Annotated in this window: 6 protein-coding genes and 1 pseudogene; all 7 read right to left on the bottom strand. The window is 70.3% G+C overall.

The features are described 5' to 3' along the window. Positions 1–1183, bottom strand: a 1183-nt coding sequence (locus ACY45C_RS16570) for a Wzz/FepE/Etk N-terminal domain-containing protein (RefSeq protein WP_462188477.1), incomplete at its 3' end; no start/stop codon positions are given. A gap of 236 nt (positions 1184–1419) precedes the next feature. Then, the gene (locus ACY45C_RS16565; protein WP_462188476.1) at positions 1420–3660 is read right to left on the bottom strand and encodes a hypothetical protein; all 2241 of its coding nucleotides are present in this window, start codon (positions 3658–3660) and stop codon (positions 1420–1422) included. A gap of 102 nt (positions 3661–3762) precedes the next feature. Next, complete coding sequence (locus tag ACY45C_RS16560) at positions 3763–5082, bottom strand: methyltransferase domain-containing protein (protein WP_462188475.1); 1320 nt, start codon at positions 5080–5082, stop codon at positions 3763–3765. A gap of 607 nt (positions 5083–5689) precedes the next feature. Then, the gene (locus tag ACY45C_RS16555) at positions 5690–6331 is read right to left on the bottom strand and encodes a dTDP-4-dehydrorhamnose 3,5-epimerase family protein (RefSeq protein WP_462188474.1); all 642 of its coding nucleotides are present in this window, start codon (positions 6329–6331) and stop codon (positions 5690–5692) included. Continuing rightward, complete coding sequence (locus ACY45C_RS16550) at positions 6328–7356, bottom strand: NAD-dependent epimerase/dehydratase family protein (RefSeq protein WP_462188473.1); 1029 nt, start codon at positions 7354–7356, stop codon at positions 6328–6330. The genes ACY45C_RS16555 and ACY45C_RS16550 overlap by 4 nt, the downstream gene beginning before the upstream one ends. Positions 7357–7520: 164 nt before the next feature. Continuing rightward, positions 7521–8111 carry a serine acetyltransferase gene (locus tag ACY45C_RS16545; RefSeq protein WP_462188472.1) on the bottom strand — a complete coding sequence of 197 codons (591 nt, stop codon included), beginning with the start codon at positions 8109–8111 and terminating at the stop codon, positions 7521–7523. Continuing rightward, positions 8111–8791 (bottom strand): annotated as a pseudogene (locus ACY45C_RS16540) (HAD-IIIC family phosphatase); the annotation flags it as partial. The pseudogene ACY45C_RS16540 and the gene ACY45C_RS16545, both read right to left, overlap by 1 nt.

Raw genomic sequence — 8791 nt, 5'->3', positions numbered from 1 at the left:
GGGCGGCCCGGGCCGGCGACACTCGGTTGTAGAGGATGTGCCCCCGCCCGGTGCCGGACGAGCGTGCCAGGCAGGTCGGCTCGTGCGCCCAGCGAGGCAGCTCCCCGGAGGTCGCCCGGGGCAGTCCTTCGAGAACTCCCCGCACCTCGGACGACGGCGAGGTGTCCAGGATCAGGACGACGCCCTGATCATCGGACCAGGCCGCGGCCACGGAGGCGACGAGGTCGGCGGTCAGGTCCCCCCGCGACGCCGGGGTGAACGCGACCACCTTGCTCGTCGGGGACATCACCGCGGACATCGCCGAGACCAGGGTCTCGGCCGCGCTGGCGGTGGTCCGTCCCGGCTCCAGGACTGCGATCAGCGGCACGCCCAGGGTGTCGGACGGGTTGTGCGGGTCGAGGATCGTGGGCCGGCGCTGATACATGATCCAGATCGCCGCGATCGAACCGAGCAGCCCGACGATCGCAGCGACCAGCGTGTTACGGAACAGGTTCGGCCCGCTCTGGCCCCCGGCGACGGGCGGCTCGGCCAGTTTGATCGACGTGCTCGCCAACGCGGAGGCGGTGCGGGCGGTGGCGATCTGCGTGTTGAGGTTCGCGATCTGCGTGTTGCGGACGGTGTTGTCGACGCTCCCGGCAATACCGGCTCCCTGACCCGCGGCGGCCTGCTCCGCCACCAGCCCGTCACGTAGCTTGATCATGGCGCTGATATTCGCCTGGCTGTTGGGGCCGTAAGTCGTCAAGAGCTTGCTGTAGGCATCCTCGGCCGACTTGACCAGCGCGTCCGCCCCCTGCTGGCTCGAGCCCTTCCCCTCGATGACGAAGAAGTAGCCCTCGTCGGACGGCGAGGTGCTGAGCCAGGCGGCGACGTCCACCTCGGGCAGCTTGAGTTCCTTCGCGATCTCCGCGACGGCCGCCGAGGACTGGGCGAACTGCGCCTGGGTCTGCACGAAGCGGGTCGCGTCGACCGAGTTGGCACCGAGCGTGCCCGAATCCGTCGAGAGGAAGACCCGGGCACTCGACCGGTAGGTCGCCGTCTGCGTCTTGGAGTAGGCGGCCGCCAGAGCCGCGAAGATGACCACGACGATGGCGACGACCAGCAGCCGTGGCTGGAGGATACGAAGCAGGGACGGGGCGGAGGGAGCCCGGCTGGTCTCGTTGCCCGCCTGCACGTTGCGACTCATGACGCACCCGCCACGGACTCAGAACGGGCGGACCGGGCCCGCATCCGGATCGGAGTGCCGGTGAGACGACGCAACGGCTCCTCCAGCGGGACATGAAGCGAACTCAATGTGGCCCCCCACAGGAGCATCCGGCCCGATTGCCGGACCACGGTCTAGATCTGACGGAACCGATTTGTGAGCATAGCCGATAGCGGATAGTAAACGGTCTATAGCTATGACTGACGCCGCACGGACGCTCAGGTGCCCCGCCCACCACGCCGCGATCCGGTTCCGCGACCAGGCCGGCGAGGGCCGTGCTCCGGAGCGACATCCACATCCTCGACATCATCCACGGGATCCATTCGATGGTCAGATTCGCCGGCGTTCGACCGTCTCGACCGGCGTACGTCGCTCATCCCGGCCCGGCGCCGGCGCGGCAACTCTCGTCCTCCCGGCTCCGCCGGGGCGGGAGCAGGCCCGGAGCCGCTCCGCGCCGCCCGCTCCGCGTCCCGTAGCGCGGCCTGCTCCACGTCGTGCTCCCGACCGAGCCGGCGGAGCAGTACAAACCACACCGGTGCAATGGACCAGAAAGCGATGTTATAGCCGACGACCGCGCCCCGCGCGCCCCCGACAAGCAACCCAATGATGGGAAAACCAAACAACATTGGCGCAAAGGCTGCATTGACCCGGAATGTGATCTTAGTTTTTCCGAGTGCGTAGACCATACATGCCGGTCCGACCGCGACCGACGCGGCCAGATAGTGCAGGATTGACAGCCCCAGGATGTTCTTGACGCCATCCCACGAGTCGCCCAACAACACCTGACCGTAACGTTCCGGAAGGAGGTAGAAGATCAGGCTCCACGCCGTGCCAATGGCGAGGACGAGGGCCGAGAGAGCGTAGGCGGCGCGCTCCCGGGCGTGGCGGGTCATGGAGGTCCGCTTGGAGAACTCCGGCAACGCGAAGCTCACGACCCCCACCCCGACCACCGTGGTCGGGCCGAGCAGCGTGCGCGCGCCTTGCAGGGCGCCCACCGTCGCCAGCGAACCCACCGCTCCGATCACCAGCAGCGAGGTCTGCATCGCGCCCTGGACAGTGATGAACTCCGCCGCCAGGTAGGCGGAGTTCGACTTGTTCCTGCGAAGCCATCGAAGGGTCTCGCCGGGCGACGGCCAGAAGCCGGCCTGGGCTATCCCCAGCAGGGCCGCGACGAGAGCCGAGGCCCCCCAGGCGAGCAGCAGCGGCGGGGATGCGGTCACACCGCGGTGGATGAGCAGGAAGATCCCGAGGATCTGGACGACCGCCCAGACGGTGTCGTTGACGAAGGCGCCGAAGGGCTTCCCCATCGCGAAGAAGACATAGCGCCACGCATCCTGCAGCAGCAGGCCGGGCAGCACGAGGCCCATCGCCGACAACGACGACCCGACCGGGCCGCCGAGCAGCAGGCCCAGACCGACGAACGTGATTCCCACGGCCACGCCGAAGACGAACGACGAGCCGGTGGTGGCGGTGGCCGCCGCCCGGAAGTCACTCCGGGTGACATTCGAGTAGAACATGCTCAGCGGCATGCAGCTCCCGGCACGGACCAGGCCGATGACGATGGAGAACAACGTGTACGCAATACCGAACGCGCCGTACTCGACGTCGCTGACCTGATGGGCAATCAGGAACGAGATCGCGGCGTTCGTCGCACTGGAGACGGCCTGGTCCATCAGCGTCCAGATCGCCTTCGACCTGGCTCCGCCACGGCCGCCGGAACCCTCGCCGCCCGGACGCTCGCCGCCGGTCAGATCGTCCGCCAGGCCCTCGGCCCCGTTACCGGGCCCCGGCCCGAAGGACGCGGCCGCGGCACGCTCGCCGCCGCCCGCCGCGGCGAGCCTTCGTCGACCGCGGGACCGCGCGGCGCCCGCCCCGGGAGATCGGCCGTCACGCCCGGCGGGGGGCTGCCGCGGAAAGATCTGCGTGCTCTCCGGGTCGGTCTCGTCGGTTCGGCGCGCCCGCCGGTCCGAGCGGCGATGCCGGGGAGCCTGCCCCTCGACCCGATGGAGGAGCTCGGTCTTCTCCGCCCGCAACCGGCGTTGCAGCGCGCTCAGGTCCATCGTGGCGGTGACGACGCCGGGCGGTGGCTCGCCGGCCCCCGGACGGACAGGGGGCGTCACCGGGCGGGATGGCGGCTGGGACAGGTGCGGGTCGCCGACGGGCGGCTGGATCGCGGGCCCGGACGGCCCGGGCCCGGACGGCCCGGGCCCGGGCCGCGGCGCCGGAGCGGGCTGCGGGCGGACCGGCCCCGTGACCACCTCGAAACCCTCGCCGGGTCGGCGGTCGCCACGGCGTTCGAACCCTTCGCCGGGACGTTCGGTCCGCTCGCCGGGACGCTGCCCGGTCGCCCGCGCGGGGCGCTGCGATCGTGGCACGTACCGGGTCTCGTCAGGGGAACCCTCGGATGGGGAGTCGTCCTCCCCACCCGGGGCTCTCAGGTCCCCGTCGCTGTCCGTCATACTCGCTCTCCCGACCAGCCCGACCGGCTCGGCCAGCCCAGCGAGCAGGGTCCGCACAACCGCGGACGGAAATAACGACGGCCTGAGACCACGATGGGTTGCCTACAGCACTACGGGCCGGGGAACCGGCACGATGAAGGAGCCGCCGCGCGCGGCGTACTCGGCCTGCTGGGCGATGATCTCCTTCTTCACGTTCCACGCGAGCAGCAGCAGGTAGTCAGGCTGCCGCTCCAGCAGGACGGCGGGATCGAGGATCGGCAACCGGGCGCCAGGCAGGTACCGGCCCTGCTTGTGGATGTTGCGATCGACGACGAAATCGAGCAGGTCGGTGCCGATGCCGCTGGAGTTCAGCAGGGTCGCTCCCTTGGCCGCCGCGCCGTAGGCGGCGATGGTCCTACCGTCGGCGCGCAGCGAGCGCAGCAACGCCACCAGCTCGTCCTGCACGGCGCGGACGTCGTCGCCGAAGCTGGCGTACCGGTCGAACGTGTCGAGCCCGGCGGCCCGCTCGGCGTCGAGCACCGCCGCCACCAACTCGGCCGGCTCCGCGGCGGCGGTGTGCTGCATGCTCCACCGCAGGGTGCCGCCGTGCAGCTCGGGGAACTCCTGGACGCCGACGAGCGCGAGGCCGTGCCGGCGCATCAGGACGTCGACCGCGATCGTGGAGAAGTAGCAGAAGTGCTCGTGGTAGACCGTGTCGAACTCGGTGTGGGCCAGCAACGCGCCGACCCCGGGGTTCTCGACGTCGACGAGGCCGCCGTCGGCGAGCAGGATCGAGAAGCCCTCGACGAAGCTGTTGAGGTCCGGGACGTGGGCCATCACGTTGTTCGCGATGATCACATCGGCCTTGCGGCCCTCCGCGACGAGCTGGCGGGCGAGCTCCGCGCCGAAGAACTCCTCGCGGGTCGGCACGCCCGCCTCCCGGGCGGCCGCGGCCGGGCCGGGGGTCGGCTCGATCCCGAGGACCGGGATGCCCCGCTCGACGAACGCCTTCAGCAGGTAGCCGTCGTTGCTGGCGACCTCGACCACCAGGCTGTCCGGCCCGAGGTTGCGGCTCGCGATCAGGTCGATCACGTGCTTCTCCGCGTGGCGGACGAGCATGTCGGAGAACGAGGAGAAGTAGGGATAGTCCTCGTCGAAGATCTCGGACGCCGGCAGCTCGTGGGTGAGCTGCACGAGTGCGCAGGCCTCGCAGAAGCCGACCTCAAGCGGGAACGACGGATCGGTCGCGTCGAGGGCGTCGGCGCGCACCAGGCGGTTGGCGATGGGGGTGGACCCCAGGGAGAGGAACAGGCGCGGGGCCGGTCCGCCGCAGGACCGGCAGGCGGTTACCGCCGTGGTGAGGCCGCCGGGAACATCCTGCTTCTGGGTCGCGTCGGCCTCGGCGGTGCCACTACCGCGCCGGGCCGGGGTTGCGGATGACATGCGTTCCCCTAGGTGAGGTGTCGACATCGATCTTCACGATCTGGTGGACGGGAATGGCTGTGCCAGCCGGCCGCGAGGCCGAACGAGAGGCCGAACGACATGATGACCGCCCATCCGACCAGAAGGACGCGACGGTCCCGCGAACGACATGATCTTCGTGAAGCCGGGACGGGCCGCCACGCCGCCGGGCGATCGCCGGCGAAGGCACGGAGGAGAGCGCGAACCCCGGGCGTGCGGGCACCGGTCATCGGCCGGACACCCGCCACCCACCGCCGCAGCGGCGACCGCCGGACGAGCGCTCGTTTCCGTCGGCGAGATGCCACCGCCGGCACCGCCGACGGCAGCCCGATGATTTTCCGGCGAAGATCGGCGGTCACGGGTGCTGCGCACGCCGGGTCATGCTAGCCGGTGGACACCACCCCCCACATGACCCACAGTCGCCGAGAGGAAGCCGTGGCACCACCCTCCGACCACGGGATGCCTCCCCGCGCCCGCCCCCGTTCGCGGGCAACACCCCACGCCCCGCCCACTTTTCCCTGCCAGCATTGATTTTCACTGGTGGAGCGGGGCCCTCGCCCGACGGTTGGCCGAACCGGGGGCGACGGATTCAGGCTGTCGCGCCGACCCCGCCAAATGTGTGAGCTACATCACGCTGAATGCCGGAAGACCCGGGTGGCACGGCGTCGCCGGACGGTCCGGCCTGGCCCCCGGCCGGACCATCGCCGGCCAGCAGCGGCCAGGCACGGTCCTTGTCGGAGATCACCGAGACGGGCAGCGGCCAGACGATGCCCAGCCGCGGGTCGTCGAAGCGCAGCCCACGGTCGTGTCCCGGCGTGAACGGGACGTTCATCTGATAAGTCGCCTCGGTGGAGTCGACGAGCGTCTGGTACCCGTGCGCCAGGCCCGCGTCGATGAACAGCGCCCGATGGTTGTCGGCCGAGAGCTCCACCGCCACGTGCCGCAGATAGGTCGGCGAGTCCGGGCGGGGATCGACGACGACGTCGAGCAGGGCGCCGCGGGTGCAGCGCACCAGCTTGGTCTCCCGCACCGGCTCCCCCGCCCAGTGCATCCCGCGGACGGTGCCCGCGGAGGCGTTGTAGGCCACGCTGCACTGGGCGACGTCGACCGTGAGCCCCGCGGCGGCGAGCTCGCCGGCACAGAACGTGCGCGCGAACATGCCGCGGGCATCGGAGAACGGCTCGACATCGACGATCATCACCCCGGCGATCGGCGTCGACGTAATGATCATGGGTGGGCCCAGAACAGGTCGGCGTCGAGCTGGCCGGTACGGATCAGGTACTGAAGCTGCTTGAGCCGGGTGTGCCCGCGGCCGGTGAACGTCTCGTTGTCGAGCTGGATGCGGGTGAAGACGTCGTGCAGCTGCTGGGCGCCCCTGAGCGCGTTCCAGTCGCAGGAGAAGCCGGGCAGGGTGGAGGCGATCTTGTCGAACGACACCCGGTAGCTGCGGTTGTCGCTGCCGTTGTCACCGAAACTCAGCGTGCAGCCGGTGAACACCGTGGCAACCGCGTCCGCGATCTCCTTCACCTGGTAGTTCTGCTCGCTGTCGCCGACGTTGAAGATCTGGTTGTGCACGATGCCGCGCGGTGCGGTCAGCACCAGGCGGATCGCCTTCGCGATGTCGAGCCCGTGGACCAGCGGGCGCCACGGGGTGCCGTCCGAGGTCATCGCGATCTCGCCGGTGGTCCAGGCCACCCCGGCCAGGTTGTTGAGCACGATGTCGAAGCGCTGCCGCGGGGAGGCACCGTAGGCGGTGGCGTTGCGCAGGAAGGTCGGCGAGAAGGTGTCGTCCGCCAGCGGGGCGACGTCACGCTCCACGTAGACCTTGCACTCGGCGTAGGGGGTCTGCGGGTTCACCGGCGAGGCCTCGGTGACGTCCGCACCGGTCGCGACGCCGTAGACGCTGCAGGAGGACATGTAGACGAACCGTTCGACGCCGGCCTGCTTGGCCAGCTTCGCCAGCCGGACCGAGCCGACGTGGTTCACCTTGTACGTCACGTCCGGGGCGAGCGCGCCGAGCGGGTCGTTGGACAGCTCCGCCATGTGCACGACGGCGTCGACCCCCGCGAAGTCCTCGACCGTGAGATGGCGGAGGTCCTTGTCAAGGGTCAACGGGGTCCGGTCGACGCCGCGGTACAGCCAGCCGTACTTGTAGTAGCCGGTGTCCACCCCGATGACCTCCTGGCCATCGCGCAGCAGCTCGGGCGCGAGCAGGCACCCCAGGTACCCCTCCGTGCCCGTCACGAGCACCTTCATCCGCGAGTCCTCCCCATCTCGGCAACGGCACAGGTCGGGTCCAATCGGATACCGGCGTTCCGGCCTCAAACCGTACCGAGTCGATCCCACGAGCCGGTCGCCGACATCCCGCAGTGGCGCGTCGGCGGTCTCAGCGTGCCGGCGGACGCATCACCCGGACGGTCTCAACGCACCGGCGGGCGCATCACCCGCGCGGGAGCGGCGAAGACGGTCGAGCCCGCCGGCACGTCCGTCATCACGATCGAGCCCGGGCCGATCTTGGCGTCGTCGCCGATGCTGATCGCCCCGATGAGATGGATCCCGGGGGCGAGTTCGATCCGCTTGCCGACCTTCGGCACGTCCCGCGGGTCCGCCGTACCGCTCGCGTAGCCGATGGTCAGGTTGTGCCGCAGGGTGCAGTCGTCCCCGATCACGCAATGCGGCGGGATGAGGATCGCCTGGTGATGGCCGATGTGGACCCGGCGGCCGAGCCGCGCCTGCTCGTCGAGCTCGGCCCCGTACAGGTTACGGATGATCAGTTTGTTGACCACCTTGTAGAAGACGGTCACGATCCCGCGGACGGGCCGGCTCCGGGTGCGCCGCCACTGCCCGATGCGATAGACGGCGAGCACGTGCAGGCCCGGGTGGGCGAACGATTTGTAGTGCCGGCGCCAGTCCTCCTGCAGGATCTCCCACAGCCCGAGGTCGGAGGCATCCCGGGTGTCCTGATCGCCGGCCGTGCCATCGAAGATCTGCCGCAGTCGCTCCTGCACCATCAGCGGGGCACCTCTTCCGTCTTGCGGTCCCGCAGCCACGGCTGGGGGAGCACCTGGGGGGACAGCCCGGCCACGGCGCCGGACGGCTCGGCCACGACGACCCGGATGAGCCCAGGCGGCAGGTACGGTGACCGCGCATCACGGCTCCAGTACGTCGTCTCCGCAGCCGAGGTGATCCCGTCCGGAGGTGCGGGCACCACCCCGGCTGATCTCCCGGCCGGCAGCGTCGCCGGCGCCGGGTCGACCCGCCCGACCCGCTCGAAACCGAGCCGTTCGTAGAGGCCGGCCACCAGAACGTTCTTCGCCGACGGCCGGTAGTGCCCGGTCACGCGGGCGAGGCCGCGGCGGCGGGCCTCGGCGAGAACAAGCGCGGCAACCTCGTCCTCGAGGGTCCGGCCGATCACCCGGCAGCTCATCAGCCAGGTGTCGATGTCCAGCGCGCCCGCCGACTCCACCGCGATGACCACGGCGACCAGACCGTGGTCGGCGAACCGGTCGGCGAGCCGGACACAGAACACCGCCGTGCCGGGGTCGGCGGCCAGCCGCTCGATCTCAGCGGCGCCCCGGCGGCGACCGGTCAGGTTGAACTGGTTGGTCTTGCCGACCAACTGGGCGACCCGCGGCAGGGTCATGTCGTCGAGCGGGACTACGGTGGCGGTCATGTCCAGCCCGCGGTGGAA

The organism is Frankia sp. CcWB2, assembly GCF_977927585.1.
This window is presented reverse-complemented; position numbering and strand designations above follow the sequence as displayed.